Origin of the sequence: Winogradskyella sp. 4-2091 (assembly GCF_045765065.1) — a bacterium.
GTDB lineage: Bacteria > Bacteroidota > Bacteroidia > Flavobacteriales > Flavobacteriaceae > Winogradskyella.
Genome location: NZ_JBJKOD010000009.1, coordinates 77,490 through 95,163, shown reverse-complemented (window position 1 = coordinate 95,163; position 17,674 = coordinate 77,490). Strand labels below are relative to the sequence as shown.

The following is a 17,674-nucleotide window of genomic DNA, read 5'->3' as shown; positions in this document are numbered from 1 at the left end:
TCCTGCGAAGGCAGGAATCTATTTTAATTATTTGGTTTTTGCGGATTCCTGCCTACGCAGGAATGACAAAACGGGTTATATTATTCTATTGACATCAAATTGCTCAAAATAGTCGGCTACTCTGCGAACAAAACTCCCTCCTAAAAAGCCATCTACAACGCGATGATCGAATGATAAAGATAAATACATCATGCTACGAATAGCGATTTCATCTCCATTTTCGGTTTCGATAACTTCTGGTCTTTTCTTTATAATCCCTAATGCTAAAATGGCAACTTCTGGTTGGTTAATAATTGGTGTTCCCATAACACTACCAAAGGTTCCTACATTAGAAATCGTGAATGTGCTGCCTTTAATATCGTCTCCAGCTAATTTGTTTTCTCTTGCTTTTCCTGCTAATTCATTTACATTGCTAGCGATAGTTTTTAAATTTTTAGTATCTGCATTTTTTACCACAGGAACTATTAAGTTTCCGCTTGGTAATGCAGTTGCCATACCAATATTTATATCTTCTTTTACAATAATATTATTACCATCTACCGAAGCATTAATATTTGGAAAATCTTTTACTGCTTTTGCTACTGCTTCTACAAATAATGGCGTAAAGGTTAAGCGTTCGCCATGTTTTTCTTGAAAAGCGACTTTGTTTGCATTTCGCCAGTTTACCATATTAGTTAAATCTGCTTCAACATAAGCGGTAACATGAGGCGAGGTGTGTTTAGAATACACCATATGGTCGGCAATCATTTGACGCATACGGTCCATCTCGATGACTTTACCTTTGCCTTTATCGAATTGTAATTGTGGAATACGATATGCAGTTGGATCTTTTTCCGATACTGGTTGCGCGAATTTATACGGTCTGCCGTCTTCTATATAGTTGAACACATCGCTTTTGCGTAGTCTGCCTTCGTGACCTGTTGCAGGTATTCTGGCTAATTCTTCAAAACTGATATGCTGTTCTTTTGCTATTTCTAATACTAATGGCGAAAAGAAGGCATTTGTATTTGATGTTGAAAAAGACGTTGAAGTTTGCGGAACAGGTTTTGGTCGTTTTACCGCTGTCTTCGGCTTATGAGATTTCTCACTTTCGTTCGAAATGACAGGCTTCTTATTTGAAGACTTAATTTCCTCTGAAATTACAAGAATTGCCATAACCTCTCCAACAGGAACCACATCTTTAGCTTGAAATAAGGTTTTAACTAATGTTCCAGATGCTGGTGCAGGTACTTCATTATCTACTTTATCTGTGGCAACTTCTAGGATGATGTCTCCTTCTTGGAAAGTATCTCCTTCGGAAATTAACCAATTTATGATGGTGCCTTCAGTTATACTTTCGCCCATTTTAGGCATTTTTAATTCAAACTCTGTCAAAACTTTCAATTTTAAAGAAATAAAGATAATTAATATGAATATTTTCAGTTGTTAAAATCTTAAGATATAAATTTAATCAGCAAAATTTTCTTTATAATTTTTAATAAAAAGAATATTCATCTATTAATTGATATATTTGACACACTAAAAAAATAATTTTTCTTATGCCACATACGCTCGATAAAATTGACACGCAACTGCTCTCTATTCTTCAGAAAAATAGTAACAGAACAACAAAAAGTATTGCTGAAGAACTTGGAATGACGACTTCTCCTATTTTTGAACGAATTAAGAAGCTTGAAAAAGAAGGTTATATTGAGAAATATGTTGCGGTTTTAAATAACAAAAAAATTGGTTTGAAATTGACCGTATTTATTGGTATTACTTTACAAGGTCACACCAGAAGTTATTTGGAAAAATTTGTAAAGGAAATTAACAACTTTCCTGAAGTAATAGAATGCCATAGAGTCAGTGGAAATTTTGACTACTTGCTAAAATTGGTGGTGGAAGACATTGAAGCTTATGAATCTTTTATTATTTCTAAATTGACATTGTTGCCTTATTTGGGTAATGTTCAGAGTTTAATCGCACTTTCTACTAGTAAAGAAACTAATGAGATAGATTTGAGTCGGGTGTTGTGATTCTCAGAAGACCTGACAGGTTTTAAACTATTTACTTCTTAAACGTTTCCCGAAGCGTTTTATATACCTCATCTTGAACTTTCATGTTTTCAGGAATTCCTCGAAGCGGTTCTACTGCTTTTAATGATTCATGGCAATCTGCTGGTAATTGCTGATATAATTGTGTGCCTTTTGTTTTCCATGCTATCATTTCATCGGTAACTCCACGGATGATTTTAGCTGGATTACCAACAACCAAACTTCTGTATGGAATTTTAGTTTCAGCTTTGACGAATGACATGGCTCCAATGATACATTCATCTCCAATTTCGGCATCATCCATTATTACCGTGTTCATACCAATAAGGCAATTACGTCCTAAATTTGCGCCATGGATTATGGCTCCATGTCCAACATGCGCACTTTCTTTTAAAGTGATTGATTTGCCTGGAAACATATGCACTGTACAGTTTTCTTGCACGTTAACTCCATCTTCTAAAATAATTTGTCCCCAATCTCCACGAATAGCTCCTCCTGGACCTATATAACAGTTTTTACCGATAATTACGTTTCCTGTTACAGCAGCTAAAGGATGCACGAAACTTGATTCGTGAACGACTGGTGTGTATCCTTTAAAAGAATAAATTGCCATATTTTTCTAATTACAACTACAAGGTTTTTGAAACCTTGCAAGATTTGGTTATTTATAAGTCTTCAATTTTTCTTTTGTAAAATCGCTCAACACCAATCTTCCACTAGTCGCTGCGCGTTCTGCCAATAAAGCATCCCAATGATCTGTACCTTGCCAAAAGACTTTTTTCATTTCAAGCATAGCATCAGTATTATAAGTACATAAATGTTCTGCTGTATTTTTCACAGCTTCATCTAGTTCTTCTGTTTTATCGAAAACATGTGTAAAAAGTCCTTTTTCTTTCGCAAATTCTGGTGCATAGAATGTATTCGCATCTATTGCAATTTGCGACATGGCGCTTAATCCCATTTTACGTTCAATGGCTGGTCCAACTACAAATGGCCCAATACCAATATTAAGCTCACTTAACTTAATAGCTGCAAATTTAGTCGCCATACAATAATCGGTTGCAGCTGCTAAACCGACACCTCCTCCAACGGTTTTTCCTTGTACGCGACCAATGATGAATTTTGGACATTTACGCATCGCATTAATTACGTTTGCAAATCCAGAAAAGAATACTTTTCCTGTGGCTTCGTCATTAATATTGATAAGTTCATTAAAACTTGCTCCTGCGCAAAAGGTTCTATCGCCTCCACTTTTAAGAACGACAACTTTAATTACGTCGTTAGTTCCTGCATCAGTAATGGTTTGCGCTAGTTTTGCTAATACATTTCCTGGTAACGAGTTGTGTGCAGGATGGAAAAACTCTATGTATCCTACTTCGTTTATTATTTCTAACTTAACATAAGGTTCACTCATATTTTTGTTTTTTTATTGTCATTCCTGCGTAGGCAGGAATCTATTTTTTAAATTATTCTTCTATTGTGGATTCCTGCATTCGCAGGAATGACAAATTATATTAATTCAAATTGTTCAAAATGATGGTTAAGGTGTTTTCTTTCTAATAAATACGCTTCATATTTATTCAATTCTCCGAAAACCAAATTTTTCAATTTAGCCTCTGGATTTTCTTTATAAAATTCTAGATACTTCTTGCGTTGCTCTTTAAATTTTTCAATTGCTGTTTCTAAATCGGTATGCTTTAAAGGCTCGAATGTATCTTTCTCTAACCGCGGAAATTGAGAATTCTTCGGAAATTTATCGTAGTTATATAAACTGTGATGTACTTTTTCTAAGACTTTTTCCGGTGTTGCAATCTCAAAATCTTGAATCTCTCCGGAAGCAATTTTATAGGTATATTCTAGATGCTCAATCATATGCTGAGGCGTCATGATTCCCCATTTTGGTTTTGCATTTTCTTGTAACGTAGAAAGACATGCATCAATTTTTTCTTCTGTCATTTCCACAAAAGTTTCTTGCTTTTTCTCTACCATCGTTAAAATGGTTGCAACAGCAACTAACGGACTATCTTTTTCTGCTTTCTGACTTTCTGGTCGGTTTTCAAAATTAGCATCAAAAACCTCCACATGCCATTTTACAATGCCGCTAGGATGTTCTGCAGAAGCAACATCACGATCTACTTTTTCTTTACACGTTAAACGCACATAAATAGTATCGTTATGATATAATGGTCTTAAAAATCGGATACTATCTAAGCCATAATTGGCTGCTACAGGCCCTTTATTTGGATACACAAATAATCCTGCTGCTGCAGAAATAATGAAATAACCATGTGCTGTTCTTTTTTCAAAAATACTTCCGTCTAAAGATGTAATATCGGTATGTGCATAGAAGTGGTCCCAAGTTAAATTGGCAAAATTCTGAATATCAGTATCTGTTAAGGTACGCTTGTGGGTTTTTAAGGACATTCCTGGTTGAATATCTTCCCAATGGTATTGAAACGGATGCTGTTCAGCTTCCTTATATTTTGCATTTTGTTGGTAAACTCTTGTAATTTCGGTAATGGTTGTTGGCGAACCTTGAATGGCTGTACGTTGTAAATAATGCTTAATACCACGCATGCCTCCCATTTCCTCACCTCCACCAGCACGTCCTGGACCACCATGGACTAAATATGGTAATGGCGAACCATGTCCTGTACTTTGCTTCGCACTTTCTCTATTTAGAACTAAAATCCTACCATGATGCGATGCTGCATTTATAACATAGTCTTTCGCAATTTTATCATCGTTGGTTGCGATGGAAGACACTAGTGACCCTTTTCCCATTTGCGCCAAAGTAATGGCTTCGTCTAAATTTTTATAAGGCATTATGGTACTTACTGGTCCAAATGCTTCACGTTCGTGAATGACTGTATTTTGAAATGGGTTATCTGCTCGTAATAGTATCGGACTAATAAATGCGCCTTTTTTGGCATCTGCTCCAATGGTATTAATTTCGTCTAAATTACCATACACAATTTGTGCTTCTTTTGACAAATCGTTTATCGAATCTCGAACTGCTTGTACTTGTTGATGACTCACTAAAGAACCCATTCTAACCTCTTTTAATCTTGGGTCTCCAATAGTTACTTTATCTAGCTGTTTTGCTAATGCAAATTGTACATCGTCTACTAATTTCTCAGGAACAATGATGCGTCTAATGGCTGTACATTTTTGTCCTGCTTTAACCGTCATTTCCTTTCTAACTTCTTTTACAAACAGGTCGAATTCTGGTGTTCCAGGAACCGCATCTTCTCCTAAAATAGAAGCATTTAAAGAATCGGCTTCCATAGTAAAAGGTACCGATTCTTGAATTAATCTTGGATGCGCTTTTAATAATCGTCCGGTTTGTGCAGAACCTGTAAAGGTTACAACATCTTGAGATTCTACGGTCTCTAGAATATTTTTAACCGTTCCGTTTATGATTTGTAATGCGCCTTCAGGTAAAATTCCAGAATCTATAATGGTTCTTGCAACGGCTTCTGCTAAATACGATGATGAAGGTGCAGGCAACACCACAGCAGGAACTCCTGCCATCCAGTTTACCGCACATTTTTCTAACATTCCCCAAACTGGGAAGTTAAATGCGTTAATATGCACTGCTACTCCTTTTTTAGGTACCATAATATGATGCGCCATAAAGCGTCCACCACGAGACAAATCGATAGCATCGCCTTCTACATGATACGGCTGATTAGGGAATAATTTTCGTAATGATGCGTTGGCAAACAGGTTGCCAAAACCTCCTTCAATATCAATCCAACTGTCTACTTTGGTTGCTCCTGTTCTGTAGCTTAAATCGTAAAAAGCATCTTTTCTTTTGGTAAGATACAATGCTAATTTTTTAAGCATATTTCCACGCTCTTGGAAGGTCATTTTACGAAGAACTTCTCCTCCTTTGGTTCTTCCATAATTTAGAATTTCTGGAACATCTAATCCTTCTATTGCAATACTAGTAAATGCTTCCCCTGTTACTGCATCTAAGATTGGTGTTCCTTCTTCTTTTCCTGTGGTCCAAGAACCTTGGACGTAGTGTTGTATTTTTTTCATATCAAATGCCTGCGAAGGCAGGTATCTTTTATTTATTAATTCTATTTAGGCGTTACCTAAAGGTAGGGCTTTCGGCAGTCGCTTTTTTTGTGAAAAACAAAAAAGAGCTTCAACAAATGCCTCAATCCCTAACGCACTTACTTGCTATGTTTTTTCTTAGCCAAAATTTATTTCCTTTTTACTAAGAGATTCCTGCCTGCGCAGGAATTAGACTCTTTCAATAACGCAAGCATACCCTTGACCTACGCCAATACACATGGTAATTAAAGCGTATTTTTTATTTTGCTCCTGCAACTCTAAAGCTGCAGAATAGGCAACTCTTGCTCCTGTTACACCTAGCGGATGACCAATAGCTATTGCGCCTCCGTTTGGATTAATTCTTGGGTCGTTATCTGCCAATCCCCAAGCACGAATGCACGCCAAAGCTTGTGCTGCAAAAGCTTCATTAAGCTCGATGATATCTATATCGTCCATGGTTAAACCTGCTTTCTCTAACGCTTTATTAGAGGCTTGTACAGGTCCAATCCCCATAATTCTTGGCTCGACACCAACCACTGCAGAACTTACAATTCTTGCTAATGGTTTTAAATTGTACTTTTTTACTGCATCTTCACTTGCAATAATGGTTGCTGCTGCTCCATCGTTTAATCCAGAAGAATTTCCTGCGGTTACGCTTCCACCTACTTTTTTAAAGGCTGCTCTTAGTTTTCCCAAAACTTCAAGAGATGATGTTGGTTTTATAAACTCGTCTTTTGAAAATGGAATAGGGTCTTTTTTACGTTGCGGAATTTCGACTGTTACTATTTCTTTTGCTAATCGACCATTTTCTTGTGCTTTGGTTGCCTTTTGCTGACTCCAAAGTGCGAATTTATCTTGGTCTTCGCGAGAAATATTATATTTTTCGACTAGATTTTCGGCAGTAATTCCCATACCATCTGTACCATACATTTCGTGCATTTTCGGATTTATAAATCGCCATCCGAAAGTAGAATCGTATAGTTTAGAATCGCCTCCAAATGCGGATGAAGGTTTTGCCATAACGTAGGGTCCGCGTGTCATGTTTTCCACACCACCAGAAATAAATACGTCGCCATCGCCTGCTTTTATTGCTCTATTTGCGTGAATAATTGCTGATAAACCTGAACTACACAATCGGTTTACGGTTTCTCCAGGAACGGTAAATGGTAATCCTGCTAAAAGTGAAGACATACGAGCTACATTACGGTTGTCTTCTCCTGCTTGATTTGCACAACCCATAATAACATCGTCGTATGCTTCTTTTGGGATGTTTGGATTACGTTTTACAACTTCTGAGATTACTAATGCCCCTAAATCGTCTGTACGAACCGCAGACAAGGTTCCTTTGTAGTTTCCTATTGGTGTTCTAATTCCGTCTATTATGTATGCGTTTTTCATAATTATTATTTTATGGATTCCGCATCAAGTGCGGAATGACAAACCGTTTCTATTTTATTCTTCCCAAGATTTACTTGTCCTATAAACTACACCTTTAAAAAGCGCTACTAATTCATCTCCTCTTTTTACTTCAATAATATTGAAGCCTAATTTATTTTTTACGTTTTCTATAACAGATTCTGCGGTTAAATAATCACCTTCTTCTAAAGCCTCAATATGGTTAATACTTGTTTCTATTGATACTGCATATTTACCATGTGTATTTGCTGCAAACCCAAAAGCTGTATCTGCTAAAGAATAGCTAATACCACCATGTGCTTTACCCATACTGTTTAGCATCTCTTTTCTTACTGTCATTGCTACTTTACAGCGACCTATTTCGCATTCTAGAATTTCTATTCCTAGCCAAGTGCTGTAGGCATCTTGAGATAGCATTTTATGAGGAATTTGTTCTGGTTTCATATTTAATTGTTCTCGATACAAAATTGCAAAAAAGCAATTTCACTCGAACTGACGTTATATTAAAAAAACGATTTATTTTCTTTATTCATTTTACGTAATAGAGGACTACAACGATATCTATCTTCGTGGTACTCGCTATATAATTCGTCTAATTTAGAAACGCACCAATCGATTCCTTTTTCGTCTGCCCAAGCCAGTAATCCTTTTGGATAATTAACTCCTTTGGTCATGGCATTATCTATGTCTTCTGCGGATGCGATGTTTAAAAATAGTGCATCTGCAGCTTCGTTTATTAGCATAACTAATACTCTGTCGAAAATGGTTTCTGCGAGCTCTTTTTTATGCGATTTCTCACTATCGTTCGAAATGACAGGTTTACCGTTTTCATCATAATCGTAAAAACCTTTTCCCGATTTTCTCCCTAAATATCCTGCTTCACTTAATCGTTTCTGTGTAAAGCTTGGTTTGTATCTTGGGTCGAAATAAAAAGCGGTAAAAACGGTTTCGGTTACGGTGTAATTAACATCGTTTCCTATGAAATCCATAAGTTCGAATGGTCCCATTCTGAAACCACCTAAACTTTTTAAACTATAGTCTATGGTTGCAAAATCTGCAATACCTTCTTCATAAATTCTTAGTGCTTCGCCATAAAAAGGTCTTGCGACTCTGTTTACAATAAACCCTGGTGTGTCTTTGGCAACAGCCACTACTTTTTTCCAGTCTTTAATGGTTTGTATTGATTTCTCAAGAACTTCTTTTGAGGTTTGAATGGCTGGAATAACTTCCACCAATTTCATTAAAGGTGCAGGATTGAAAAAATGAATTCCGACGCAACGCTCTGGTTTTTGTAATGAAGCTGCGATAGAAGCAATAGATAAACTAGACGTGTTTGATGCAATTATACAATCTTCTTCAACATAGCTTTCCAATTCTGAAAACACTTTTTTCTTAATGTCTAGGTTTTCAATAATGGCTTCAATTGTAAGATTTGAATCTGCTAAATCTTTTAAACTTTTGACATAAGAAATGTTAGATTGTATTCTATTTTTTTCTTCAAAATCTATTCTTTCTTTTTCGATTAAACGATTTAGTATTTTCTCCAAACTCGCTTTAGCTTTATCTAAAGCTACTTGATTGGTGTCGTATAACTTTACTTTACAACCAGAAGTTGCAGCTACTTGCGCAATACCACTTCCCATGGTTCCAGAACCTATTATTCCTATGTTCATATTTTTTACTTTTATTGTGGATTCCTGCCTACGCAGGAATGACAAAACTGTTTATTTTTTATGAGATCCTGAAACGAGTTCAGGATGACAAACCTAAAATGGTAGATTTGTTACATCTACATTTCCACCAGACAAGATAATGCCGACGTTTTTAGTTGCAAATTCTTCTTTATTTTTTAAAACTGCTGCAAAAGGCACCGCACACGATGGTTCTATAATAATCTTCATGCGCTCCCAAATCAACTTCATCGCGTTTACAATTTCATCTTCTTCAACGCGGATTATCTTATCAACGTGTTTTTGAATAATCGGGAAATTTCGGTCTCCCAAATGTGTTCTTAAGCCATCTGCCACTGTATTGAAACTATCGTTTGTTTCTATTTTACCTGAAATTAATGAACGATATGCATCATCAGCTTCCATGGGTTCTCCACCAATTACTTTGCAATTGTTTGAAAAATGATGCGCAGCCAAAGCCGTCCCTGCAATGAGTCCGCCTCCACCAACTGGTGTTAAAATTACATCTAAATCTGGATATTCCTCGAGTAATTCCATAGCTGCTGTGCTATTACCATAAATGACCTCATCTTGATTAGATGGATGCAAAAATGAAGCTCCTTTTTCTTCCTTTATTTTATTCGCAGTAGCCTCTCTAGCTTGTGGTGTGGATTCGCATTCTATGATTTCTCCACCATAGGTTTTAACTGCATTTTTTTTGACTTGTGGCGCGTTTTCAGGCATTACGATATAAGCTTTCACGCCTAATTTTAACGCTGCTAAAGATACCGCTTGTGCAAAGTTTCCTGAAGAATGTGTTACTACGCCTCGTGCTCTTTCTTCTTCAGTTAATGATAAAATTGCATTTGCTGCGCCTCGCATTTTAAACGCTCCCATTTTTTGAAAGTTTTCACATTTAAACACAATAGTAGCACCTACCATTTCATTTATTAAGCTTGAACTTAAGACAGGTGTCTTGTGAATAAAGGGTTTTATTCTGTTGTGGGATTGTATGAGAGTTTGTTTATTCATTTTAAAATAGATTCCTGCTGACGCAGGAATGACAAAACTTTAGTTGCCTTTGAAATTTGGTTTTCTTTTCTCTATAAATGCTGCAACGCCTTCGGCATAATCATTAGTACTTGCTGCTTCTATCTGTAATTTAGATTCTAAAGCCAGTTGTTGTTCTAAAGTATTGGTTAATGACGCATTGAATGCTTCTTTAATTTTACCTAATGCTAAAGTTGGCATGTTTGCTAATTTTAAAGCGAGCTTGTTTACCGCTTCTTCAAAGTCTTCTAAAGGAATCATTTTATAAATCATTCCCATTTTCTCTGCTTCTTCAGCTCCAATTTTATCCCCTAACATGGCTAATGCTTGTGCTTTTTGAAATCCAATTAATCTTGGTAAAAAATACGTTCCTGCACTATCTGGAATTAAGCCTATTAAACTAAATGCTTGAATAAAATTCACTTTTTCATGTGCTACAACTATATCACAAGCCAAAGCTATATTGGCTGCTGCACCTGCTGCAACACCATTGACTGCTGCGATAATTGGTTTTTTAATCGCTCGGATTTTTGTAATTATTGGGTTGTAATGCTCGTCTAATATTTTTTTGAAGCCAGGATTTAAATTTGGATCTGTAACTTCTTTTAAATCTTGACCAGCACCAAATGCTTTTCCTGCTCCTGTAATTACAATGGCCCTAACATCTGTATTTGTTTCGCAAGCATCTAAAGTATCTTGAAACAGAAATGCCATTTCCCTGTTAATGCTATTGAATACTTCTGGTCTATTTAGCGTGATGTACGCTATTTTATTTTCTATTTTTAAAAGAATGCTTTTACTCATACTTATTTTCTTGTTTGTCTACTTAAGACATTTAAAATAATCAAATGGTTCTTGGCAATCGTCACACTGAAATTGTGCTTTGCATGCTGTAGAACCAAACTGACTTACTAATCTTGTATTTGTGGAACCACAATTGGTACATTTTACCAATCGTTTTCCATTTAATAGCACCTCTTTATCTGCTTCTGCATTTAAAGGTGCTGCTATACCGTAATCTTCTAAGGCTTTTCTTCCTCTTGGTGTAATCCAATCGGTTGTCCAAGCTGGTGCTAAAATTAATTCGATTTCGGAATCATATCCTGCTATTTTTAAAGCAGCTTTTATATCGTCTCCAATGACATCCATTGCTGGACAACCACTATAGGTTGGTGTAATTTGGACTTTAACGATGTTATTTTCGATAACAGCAGAACGTACCACTCCCATATCCATGATGGATAATACTGGAATTTCAGGATCTGAGACAGACTCCAAAATGGCAACAAAAGCCCCATCCACCTTCCCCAAAGGGGAAGAGTTTTCACTCGGACCGGTTATATGTACTGTTTTATTCATAATCTAACTTCTTCCCTCTGGGAAGATTGAGATGGGCTTTTTTTTTTTTACCATTCCATATTTGGATAGGTACGTTGCATGTATTGTAAATCGCTTAACAAGTATCCTAAATGTTCTGTATGAATACCATGTTTTCCTCCTTTTTGAAACCATTTAGATTCCGGAATTTCTAAAGTAGCTTCTTTTAAAACCTCTTCTACTTTTGAGTAATATGCCTCTTTTAGTTTTGTAACATCTACTCCAACACCTTCTGCAACCATTGCTTTATCTGCTTCGGTTTGATGAAATAATTCATCTGTATATGTCCATAAAGCCTCTATTGCTTCCTGCATCTTTTTTTTACTTTCTGCTGTTCCATCTCCTAAACGCTTTAACCAATCGGTAGAAAATCGTTGATGATAACTGACTTCTTTGATTGATTTTGTTGCAATTGCGGAAAGCGTTAAATCCTTACTTTTTTCTAATTCCGTTAAAAATAGAAAGTGATACACATCAAATAAAAACTGACGTGCAATAGTATATGCAAAATTGGTATTTGGTTGCTCTACTAATAAAACATTGACGTATTCTCTTTCTTTACGAAGCATTGCTATATCATCTTCCGTTCGTTTATCTCCTGCAATTTTTGCTGCATATTGATAATAGCTACGTACTTGACCAAAGAAATCTAAAGAAATATTAGTACAGGCAATATCTGTTTCTAGGCTTGGTCCATGACCTGTAAGTTCTCCTAATCTTTGACCTAGGATTAGACTGTTATCGGCAATACCTAATATATAATTATATAAATTCTGATTCATAGTTTCCTAAATGAGATTCCTGCATTACTCATCAATTCATATTTTCTTTTATTGAATTCGTGAATCTTCGATTTCGCAGGAATTTGTTACATATGTTTTACTTCGTCTGGTAAATCGTAAAATGTTGGATGACGATATACTTTATCGTGAGCAGGCTCGAACATTTCTCCATTATTTTCTGGATTGGACGCTGTAATGTGTTTAGATTCTACAACCCAAATACTAACACCTTCGCTTCTTCTTGTGTAAACATCACGTGCGTTTTCTAATGCCATATCTTCATCTGCTGCGTGTAAACTTCCGCAGTGTCTGTGTTCTAATCCGTTTTTACTTCTTACGAAGACTTCCCATAAGGGCCAATTTTTTGTTGACATAACTATATTTCTTTAAGTAGTTCTCGACTGCGCTCGAACAGACATTATATTATACTGCTTGTTTTTCTTTTCTTTGTTGCTTTTTAGAGGCATGTGCCATTGCTGCATCACGAACCCATTCTCCATTTTCCCAAGCATTTACTCTTGCCTTCATTCGTTCTTTATTCATTGGTCCATGACCTTTTACAACTTGCCAGAATTCGTCCCAATTGATTTCTCCAAAGTCATAACTTCCGCGTTCTTCATTCCATTTTAAATCGGCATCTGGAATGGTTAAACCAATTAACTCTGCTTGCGGAACGGTTTGGTCTATAAACTGCTGACGTAAATCGTCGTTAGACTTACGTTTTAGTTTCCATTTCATGGATTGTTCTGTGTGAATAGACTCTGCATCTGTAGGACCTAACATCATTAAACTTGGCCACCACCAACGGTTTAAAGCATCTTGCGCCATTTCTTTTTGTTCTGGTGTGCCATTAGCCAACTTAATCATGATTTCATAACCTTGACGTTGGTGGAAACTCTCTTCTTTGCACACACGAATCATTGCTCTTGCGTATGGCCCGTAAGAAGTGTTACATAATGGTACTTGATTGATTATTGCTGCACCATCTACTAACCAACCTATGGCTCCCATATCTGCCCAAGTAATTGTTGGGTAATTAAATATGGAAGAATATTTTGCTTTTCCTGTGTGTAATTGCTCGTACATTTGCTCTCTGGAAATGCCTAAAGTTTCGGTTGCAGAATAAAGGTATAAACCATGTCCTGCTTCGTCTTGTACTTTTGCTAATAGTGCCACTTTACGACGTAAGGAAGGTGCTCTTGTAATCCAGTTTCCTTCAGGTAACATACCTACAATTTCGGAATGTGCGTGTTGCGACATTTGCCTGATATGCGTTTTGCGATACTTTTCTGGCATCCAATCTTTAGGTTCGATTTTCTCGTCTCTTGCGATACGTGCTTCGAATTGTTCTTCTAAACTTTTTATTTGTTCTTCACTCATGATATATAGTTGTTAGTGAATCGTATTTAGTGATTAGTGGATTCCTGCCTATGCAGGAATGACAAATTGTTATTATACATCAAAATCAACAACGACTTTATCTGATGTTGGTACTGCTTGACAGCTTAGCACCAAGTTTTGTGATACTTCTTTATCGCTTAACGCATAATTTATTTTCATCTCTACGCTTCCTTCTTTGACTTCGCATTTGCAGGTACTACAAACGCCACCTTTACAGGCGAATGGCAAATCTGCTCCTGCGCCTAAGGCTGCATCGAGAATATTATCATATTCTTTAGTCATGGTGAATGCGAATTCTTTTCCACCATCGACAATGGTTACTTCTGTTCCTTCTACTTTTTGTTCTGCTAAACGTTCTGCTCTTTTAATATCTTCGTCTGATAATCCTGTTACGAACAGCTCGAAATGCACGAGTTCTTCAGGTAAACCTGCGTTTATTAAATACTCGCTTACGTAGTTTACCATTTTTTCTGGACCACAAAGAAAAACTTCATTAGTATCTGGAATGTCGATAAATGTTTTGGTTAAGACTTGCATTTTCTCATCATTAAATCTGCCATTGAACAATTCGATATCGCGACGCTCTTTGGTTAAAAAATAATAGATTTCTAGTCTGCCAAAGTATGTATTTCTAAGCTGCTCTAGTTCTTCTTTAAAGATAATGGATTTTGCTGTTTTATTCACATAAAACAACTTACATGTTGCATTTGGTTCTGCAGACAAATGTGCTTTTAACATGGAAAGCACTGGTGTAATACCACTTCCTGCGGCAAAAAATAGATAGTTTTTTAAGGCTTGAGGTTGCACCTCGACACCAAATGTACCGCTTGGTACCATAACTTCTAACTCGTCTCCTGCTTTTAATTTTTCATTGATGTAAGTTGAAAATTTTCCGCCAGGAATTAATTTAACTGCTACTTGCCACTTATTATCTAATGGACTTGAACATAATGAATAGGAACGACGGACGTCTTCTCCATTAATATCTGCTTTAAGGGTTAAATGTTGACCTTGTCTGAATGAAAAAACTTTCTGCAAATCTGAAGGCACATCAAAAGTAATTACTGATGTGTCCTCTGTCTCTTTATATATATCTGCAACTTTTAAGTTGTGAAATTCTGCCATATTGATTAATTAAAAACAAAACTAACAGTTGTTAGTTAACATGACAAAGTTATAAAATATAATCTAAATTATTTGTTAATGCCATTAATCAAGATATGGCTTAAGGTATTTGTTAAGTCATTAAGGTCAATATCATCCTTTTTAGGAATCCAAATGTAAAGTGATCGTAAGGTTGTTAGTATAGAAAACATCATTACATCTGGTTTTACATTTACGATCTCTCCCGAAGCAATGCCAGCATTAAGTATACTTCTAAAATCATTCTCATAATCCGAGCGCAATTTTTGATAATAACCTAACTTTTCTTCTAAATGCATCCAATCATTATTAAGTGATGCCATTCCATAAATATTTTGGCTAGAAATTTTTACGTGTAGTTCAATAATTTTATTTAGTTTGTCTATACAATTATCATTAGAAGACTGAATTAACTGCATTCCTTCAGTAAATTCTTCAGCAAGAGAAATTATTATGGTCTTTAAAATATCTTGCTTAGATTTTATATGATTATATAAACTTGCCGCTTTGATACCCATCACTTTTGCCAAATCTCTCATGGTTACGGCACTGTAACCTTTTTCCTTAAATAATTTGGCAGCCACTCTTATGATTTCTTCTTGTCTTGTTTCTGATTTCATCTGTTATCTAAACCACTAAAATAAGAAGATTTTTATGTAACTATTATATAATGTAACTTTGGTTACGCATTGGTCTAATTTCTTTTTAGACTTTTGACAAAAATTATATACTATGGGAATATTTAATGCTTTATTTGGAAAATCGACTAACAATGTTGCAGAATATATTGAAAAAGGCGCTGTAATATTAGATGTGAGAACAAAAAGTGAATATAATGGTGGACATATAGAAAATGCTATTCATATTCCGGTTCAAGAATTAGCAAATAGAATTAATGAAATTAAAAAATTAAATAAACCTGTTATTGCGCATTGTGCAAGTGGCATGCGCTCTGCTAATGCAGCTAATATTTTAAAATCTAACGGAATTGATGCTATAAATGGTGGTGGACTAAGTAGCTTACAGCGCAAGCTAGGTTAATTTAATATGTCTTCTAAATTTTCGAGCTGAATTAAATCGTTAACGGGATTTTCATTGTACTGCAATGTCCAACCTAAAGAGTTCGTTAACATAAAAAATTTAGAAAGCTCACTGATTAATCGATTTTGAGCGTTAGCTTTTAAATCTGAAGCTTCAATCTTTTTCATTAAAGATTTACTAACCGTTTCCTTAATCTTATTATAGTCTTTGGCTTCAAATGGATTGAGATAATCGGCTTGGATATCGTAATACTCAAAATCTGGACTAATTTTTATTTCTTCTTTTGGGATATTTAAGATTTGAAGCGTTTTAGTTGTTTCATCAATATTGTATTCAATTTTACTCAAATCATAAGTCACAGTAACATCTGCGTTTACCACGACTAATGCTTTTTTATCTGCAGAAAGATAGTCTCCAAAAATAGCTTTAGAATTTTTGTAGCTAAACACTTCAGAAAAATGCCCTTCGGTTACAACTAATTTACCTACGTTTTTTATTTGTTCTTGGATTAAAGCACTGTGCTCTTCAATTACAATTTTATCTTCATTTTTATCATCACAATATTTAAAAGTAAAAATGACAATTATTGCGATAATGATACCAAATACTATTTTTTTCATAGGTTATTTTATACATTTTACATATTTAATACTGTAAAATTAATTATTATTAAATCTTGTTTTTTTGCCTTATGTCGTAAACGTGTGTGGGTTAACTAAAAAAAATGCAACATATCACTAAAATTTAAAAGTTTCTTTCTTCTGGTTTTAACTTAGACACAGAATAAGATAGTATTTCTATTAAAACAGAATACTTAAAGAAAGCCCTCTAATCTAAAAAGTGACTATTATGTTTAAAAATATAAGCACACTACTTATCCTATTTACGACTTTAACTAGCTACGGCCAAGACTTCAAGTTAATAAAAAACACACATCCTAAAGCAAAAGAGTTAAAGCATAGTTTAAATCATACCAAAGACAGTTTAATTTTAGAATGTAATAACAAGATTCTAAATGTAGAGTTTTTTAATGAAGATTTTGAAAAAAAAGTAATCGTTGATGACCTTAAGACCAAAATATCACTGAAAGAATTTCCACAGGGAAAATTTGTTATAGAAGCTAAGTTAGCAGATAAAATTATTCTTATGGATTTGATTAGACATGAGAACTATAATGACAACCCTCAAACGGATGTAAATGAACCAGCAGAAGGTAAAGGTATGATGTTAGATGAGAGTTTAAATATTATAAAATCATCACCAAAAAATAGTATTTCATATATTCTTACTCGTGGCAAAATAAAACAAAACAGAACTAATAGTTCTAAATTTTATTGGATAATATCTCATGTAAATAATAAGATAGGATCGAGTAAAACTATGAAATTAGCAGACCAAGAATCAGTGGATAGAATGATATTAAAACATAAGGTAGAACTAAAAAGTGATTGTGGCAAACTTAACGAGTTAACCATTTGGGAAGTATATGATACTAGTGAATTTATGGAAAACCAAGCCTCTAATCCAAACTTTGTATATACTTCAACTACGGATGTTTTTAATTCTACACCGTATTATACGACAAATCTAAAATCTCAAGATTTATAGTTTATAAGATAATTTTTGGAATAATTTAAGGTTTTTAAGTTTTTGACTTTTCAAATATCACAATTTTTAAACCTCTAGTAATCAAGAC

Annotated in this window: 19 protein-coding genes; 3 read left to right on the top strand and 16 right to left on the bottom strand. The window is 35.1% G+C overall.

Features of this window, described 5'->3' with window-relative positions:
• Window positions 1-75 precede the first annotated feature (75 nt).
• A complete protein-coding gene (locus ACJBCC_RS12765) occupies window positions 76-1,353 on the bottom strand; it encodes a dihydrolipoamide acetyltransferase family protein (protein WP_407557401.1) in 1,278 nt (425 codons plus the stop codon).
• Between the two features lie 185 nt (window positions 1,354-1,538).
• Between ACJBCC_RS12765 and ACJBCC_RS12760 the strand changes: the two genes are divergently transcribed.
• A complete protein-coding gene (locus ACJBCC_RS12760; protein ID WP_299101831.1) occupies window positions 1,539-2,015 on the top strand; it encodes an Lrp/AsnC family transcriptional regulator in 477 nt (158 codons plus the stop codon).
• 31 nt (window positions 2,016-2,046) lie between these two features.
• On the opposite strand, the gene ACJBCC_RS12755 is transcribed toward ACJBCC_RS12760, so the two are convergent.
• The 14 genes from ACJBCC_RS12755 to ACJBCC_RS12690 all read right to left on the bottom strand — a co-directional run bounded on the left by ACJBCC_RS12755 (window position 2,047) and on the right by ACJBCC_RS12690 (window position 15,557).
• Window positions 2,047-2,646, bottom strand: a complete 600-nt coding sequence (locus ACJBCC_RS12755) for a transferase hexapeptide repeat family protein (protein ID WP_407557381.1) — start codon at window positions 2,644-2,646, stop codon at window positions 2,047-2,049.
• 48 nt (window positions 2,647-2,694) lie between these two features.
• A complete protein-coding gene (locus tag ACJBCC_RS12750; protein WP_407557380.1) occupies window positions 2,695-3,447 on the bottom strand; it encodes an enoyl-CoA hydratase/isomerase family protein in 753 nt (250 codons plus the stop codon).
• Between the two features lie 95 nt (window positions 3,448-3,542).
• Entirely contained in the window at window positions 3,543-6,080 is a 2,538-nt protein-coding gene (paaZ, locus tag ACJBCC_RS12745) for a phenylacetic acid degradation bifunctional protein PaaZ (RefSeq protein WP_407557379.1), read from the bottom strand.
• Window positions 6,081-6,287: 207 nt separating this feature from the next.
• Window positions 6,288-7,496: a 3-oxoadipyl-CoA thiolase gene (gene pcaF / locus ACJBCC_RS12740; protein WP_407557378.1), complete on the bottom strand. Its 1,209-nt coding sequence runs from the start codon at window positions 7,494-7,496 to the stop codon at window positions 6,288-6,290.
• A 54-nt stretch (window positions 7,497-7,550) separates the two neighbouring features.
• Complete coding sequence (locus tag ACJBCC_RS12735; protein WP_299101837.1) at window positions 7,551-7,958, bottom strand: hotdog fold thioesterase; 408 nt, start codon at window positions 7,956-7,958, stop codon at window positions 7,551-7,553.
• Window positions 7,959-8,017: 59 nt separating this feature from the next.
• Window positions 8,018-9,187 (bottom strand): 3-hydroxyacyl-CoA dehydrogenase NAD-binding domain-containing protein, encoded by a 1,170-nt coding sequence (locus ACJBCC_RS12730; protein WP_407557377.1) that lies wholly within the window; start codon window positions 9,185-9,187, stop codon window positions 8,018-8,020.
• Between the two features lie 93 nt (window positions 9,188-9,280).
• Window positions 9,281-10,216: a pyridoxal-phosphate dependent enzyme gene (locus tag ACJBCC_RS12725; protein ID WP_407557376.1), complete on the bottom strand. Its 936-nt coding sequence runs from the start codon at window positions 10,214-10,216 to the stop codon at window positions 9,281-9,283.
• 39 nt (window positions 10,217-10,255) lie between these two features.
• Entirely contained in the window at window positions 10,256-11,038 is a 783-nt protein-coding gene (locus ACJBCC_RS12720) for an enoyl-CoA hydratase-related protein (protein ID WP_299101841.1), read from the bottom strand.
• A gap of 18 nt (window positions 11,039-11,056) precedes the next feature.
• Window positions 11,057-11,593: a 1,2-phenylacetyl-CoA epoxidase subunit PaaD gene (paaD, locus tag ACJBCC_RS12715; RefSeq protein WP_407557375.1), complete on the bottom strand. Its 537-nt coding sequence runs from the start codon at window positions 11,591-11,593 to the stop codon at window positions 11,057-11,059.
• 47 nt (window positions 11,594-11,640) lie between these two features.
• Window positions 11,641-12,393 carry a 1,2-phenylacetyl-CoA epoxidase subunit PaaC gene (paaC, locus tag ACJBCC_RS12710; protein ID WP_407557374.1) on the bottom strand — a complete coding sequence of 251 codons (753 nt, stop codon included), beginning with the start codon at window positions 12,391-12,393 and terminating at the stop codon, window positions 11,641-11,643.
• Between the two features lie 86 nt (window positions 12,394-12,479).
• Entirely contained in the window at window positions 12,480-12,767 is a 288-nt protein-coding gene (gene paaB, locus ACJBCC_RS12705; protein WP_299101845.1) for a 1,2-phenylacetyl-CoA epoxidase subunit PaaB, read from the bottom strand.
• A gap of 49 nt (window positions 12,768-12,816) precedes the next feature.
• Window positions 12,817-13,773: a 1,2-phenylacetyl-CoA epoxidase subunit PaaA gene (gene paaA, locus ACJBCC_RS12700; RefSeq protein WP_407557373.1), complete on the bottom strand. Its 957-nt coding sequence runs from the start codon at window positions 13,771-13,773 to the stop codon at window positions 12,817-12,819.
• Window positions 13,774-13,845: 72 nt separating this feature from the next.
• Entirely contained in the window at window positions 13,846-14,919 is a 1,074-nt protein-coding gene (locus tag ACJBCC_RS12695; protein WP_407557372.1) for an FAD-binding oxidoreductase, read from the bottom strand.
• Window positions 14,920-14,987: 68 nt separating this feature from the next.
• Window positions 14,988-15,557 carry a TetR/AcrR family transcriptional regulator gene (locus tag ACJBCC_RS12690; RefSeq protein ID WP_299101848.1) on the bottom strand — a complete coding sequence of 190 codons (570 nt, stop codon included), beginning with the start codon at window positions 15,555-15,557 and terminating at the stop codon, window positions 14,988-14,990.
• Window positions 15,558-15,669: 112 nt separating this feature from the next.
• Here ACJBCC_RS12690 and ACJBCC_RS12685 point away from each other — a divergent pair, with 112 nt between their 5' ends.
• A complete protein-coding gene (locus ACJBCC_RS12685; protein ID WP_407557371.1) occupies window positions 15,670-15,978 on the top strand; it encodes a rhodanese-like domain-containing protein in 309 nt (102 codons plus the stop codon).
• On the opposite strand, the gene ACJBCC_RS12680 is transcribed toward ACJBCC_RS12685, so the two are convergent.
• Window positions 15,975-16,598, bottom strand: coding sequence for a DUF4230 domain-containing protein (locus ACJBCC_RS12680; RefSeq protein WP_299101851.1), 624 nt, complete (start codon window positions 16,596-16,598; stop codon window positions 15,975-15,977). The two genes, ACJBCC_RS12685 and ACJBCC_RS12680, sit on opposite strands and share 4 nt — an antisense overlap.
• Window positions 16,599-16,827: 229 nt before the next feature.
• Here ACJBCC_RS12680 and ACJBCC_RS12675 point away from each other — a divergent pair, with 229 nt between their 5' ends.
• The gene (locus tag ACJBCC_RS12675) at window positions 16,828-17,586 is read left to right on the top strand and encodes a hypothetical protein (protein ID WP_299101852.1); all 759 of its coding nucleotides are present in this window, start codon (window positions 16,828-16,830) and stop codon (window positions 17,584-17,586) included.
• Window positions 17,587-17,674: the final 88 nt, after the last annotated feature.